This window comes from Stenotrophomonas sp. 05L44_2 (assembly GCF_056665995.1).
The window spans coordinates 1-2854 of record NZ_JBFTNR010000545.1 but is presented as its reverse complement, the minus strand read 5'-3'; the positions used below and the strand labels follow the sequence as shown (position 1 = coordinate 2854).

At 66.6% G+C, this 2854-nt stretch carries 1 protein-coding gene and 1 pseudogene; both read right to left on the bottom strand.

Annotation, left to right across the window (positions count from 1 at the left end):
- A pseudogene (locus AC1VAN_RS17115) lies at positions 1-181 on the bottom strand (trehalose-phosphatase); the annotation flags it as partial.
- Positions 182-347: 166 nt separating this feature from the next.
- Entirely contained in the window at positions 348-2780 is a 2433-nt protein-coding gene (locus AC1VAN_RS17110; protein WP_442251803.1) for a TonB-dependent receptor plug domain-containing protein, read from the bottom strand.
- Positions 2781-2854: the final 74 nt, after the last annotated feature.

Sequence of the window (2854 nt, the reverse complement as noted above, 5' to 3'; positions counted from 1 at the left end):
GTGCCACCGCACCTTCCAGGCGATCGCTGATGCGGCCGATGGCTTCACGCACATCGGGGAGAAGCTGCACGGCGTCGGGGCGTGCAGCGAATTCGATCAAGGTGCCATCCACATCGAGGAACAACGCGCAGGCGTCGTCCAGCAATGGAGGTGGCGGACGCAGGGGGAGCGGTTCAGCCATGGCGACCACCATGCCAGCGGCGGCGTGTACGCGGGGTCGAGGTCAGGCTACGGCTGGTGCGGACCAACGGTCCGCACCCACCCGATGGGTGCCGGCGCACCCACCCGCAGCGAGCCATCGCGTCCCGGTGGGTGCCGACCGTTGGTCGGCACGTTGTTCGCAGCAATCAGAACGTGTAGCGCACGCGACCGTAGTAGTACGCACCGTTGCTGCCGATCGGCGACAGCACGTCGTAGGGCAGGTTGCCGAAGTAGTGGATGTCCTCGTTGGAGCGATCCGGGTAGTTGTCGGTCAGGTTCTGCCCACCGATGGCCACGCTCCACTGCGGGGTGATGCGGTATTCCACTTCCGCATCCAGCTGCCACTCGGCCTGGTAGGTCTGGCGGGGAATGTAGCCATCACCGAAGTTGAATACGCGGGTCGCGCTGCCGTAGCGGTTCACCCGGCTGCTCAGCGACCAGTGGTCGTTGCTCCAAGCGGCTGAGAAACTGCCACGGGTGCGCGGGGTGGCGTCGGTCAGCGTATTGGTCTCTTCGATGCCGAACAGCACGTAGTCCGGGTCCAGCGCCTGCAGCTGCGCCGGTGTGGCCAGCACGTTCTTCAGCGTGGTCTTGGTGTAGGCGTAGGTGCCGGTCAACAGCAGCTGGCCATCGCCCAGCGACTGCCGCCAGTTGCTCACCAGCTCGGCGCCGCGGGTGCGCGTGTCGGCGGCGTTGACGAAGAAGCTGGCGCTCTGCAGGCCGCCGACGCCGTAGTTGGTGGCCACGTAATCGGTCAGCGCATCGCCGGTGATGCTCTCGGACAGTGCGATGCGGTCGTCGATGTCGATCTGGAAGAAGTCCAGCGACAGGTCGAAGTGCTCGCCGATGCGGCTGGTGAAGCCGAGCGAGGTGTTCAGCGACTTCTCCGGCTTCAGGTCCTGCGCACCCAGGCCACGGGCGATGGGGTTGTTGACCGAGAGCAGGCGGCCCTGCACCAGCTGGCCGCCGGCGTTGTAACCGGTGGAGGTGGATTCGTAGCCGATCTGCGCCAGCGACGGTGCGCGGAAATTGTTGGAGATCGCGCCGCGCAGGGCGAATGCCGGGGTGAACTCGTAGCGCAGTCCGAGCTTGCCGGTCAGTTCGCCGCCGAAGTCATCGCTGTGCTCGTAGCGCGCGGCCAGGTCGGTGGAGAATTTTTCGCCGAACTGGCTGGACAGGCTGGCGTAGACGCTGGCCACATCGCGCGACAAGGTCGCCGCGTCCTGCGGAGTCAGGCCACCGCCTGCCTGCGAGCCGGTCGGACGATCGGTGTACGGGCCGGCGGCGTAGCTGGCCGGGTCGCCTGGACGGGTCTGGTAGCGCTCGTGGCGGGCTTCGGCGCCCAGGCCCAGGGTGTGGCTGATGCTGTCGCTCTGCGAGAACACGCGGCTCAGGTCGAAGTTGCCCACGGTCTGCGCGTACTCGTAGTCCGCGGTCTTGAAGCGGGTCGGGCTGGTCGGGCCCAGCGAGGCATTCAGCGAATCGCGCAGACGATAGGTGAAGTCGTTCTGGCCGTAATCCAGGCTGCCGTCATAACTCCATTCACCCCACTGCCCACGGATACCGGCCACCGCCTGCACATCGCGGTTCTCGCCTTCGGAGATCGGCCGGTAGCCATTGGGGTAGACCTCCTTCCAGTTGGCATCGCCATCGGGATAGCGGAAGTAGTTCGCGCCTTCGGTATCACGCTGGTTGAAGGTACCGAACGCATAGAACGTCGCGGTCTTGCCCACCGGAATCTCGGTGTTCAGCCACAGATTGATGTCCTTGCTGGCGCCATCGCCGAGCACGTAGTTGCGCTTGCCCTGCAGTGCAAGATTGGCCTCGGTCTGGTCCCACGGCGGAATCTGGTCGAAGCCGGCGCGGTTGGTGCCGTTGCGCTTCTTGTATTCCAGGCCGACGCGCAGGAAGCCGCCGTCTTCGCCCAGCGAGGTGCCGACCTTGGCACTGAGGTTGCCCGTCTGGCCGTCGGTGAGGGTGCGGCCGATCGGCTTGAGGTCGGTGTGGTTGGCGCCGTAGCTGGCTTCGATCTCGCCGCCGTCGCCGCCGTTGTCGAGGATCACGTTGATCACGCCGGCCACGGCGTCAGAGCCGTACAGCGCACCGGCGCCATCGCGCAGTACTTCGATGCGCTTGATGGCGCTGACCGGGATTGCGTTGAAGTCGACCGGCGTGGTGCCCTTGCCGATCTTGCTGTCGGTGTTGACCAGCGCGGTGTGGTGGCGGCGCTTGCCGTTGACCAGCACCAGCACCTGGTCCGGCGACAGCCCGCGCAGCTGCGCGGCGCGCACGTGGTCGGCGCCGCCGGAGTTGGACTGGCGGGGGAAGTTGAACGAGGGCAGCAGGGCCTGCAGGGCGCTGCCCAGCTCGCCATTGACCACGCCGGCCTTGCGGATGTCCTCGGCGGTCAGCACGTCCACCGGCGAGGTGGATTCAAGCACGGTGCGGTCGGCGGCGCGGGTGCCGGTGACGATCACCGTGTCCAGGTTGGTGGCGGCGTCCTGGGCCGAAGCCAGGGCGGGGGACAGGGCGAGCGCGATGGCGAGGCCGAGCGGCGACGCGGACAGGCGGGGGGACATGCGGACTCCAGCAGCAACAACGTGGGGAAGGGGGGGAGATAGTTTCACTTACATCCATCCGGATGAAGCGATAT

Bases quoted from the DNA above. Each gene is read 5' to 3' on its own strand.
- AC1VAN_RS17110 (WP_442251803.1), bottom strand. From the start codon at position 2,780: ATGTCCCCCCGCCTGTCCGCGTCGCCGCTCGGCCTCGCCATCGCGCTC.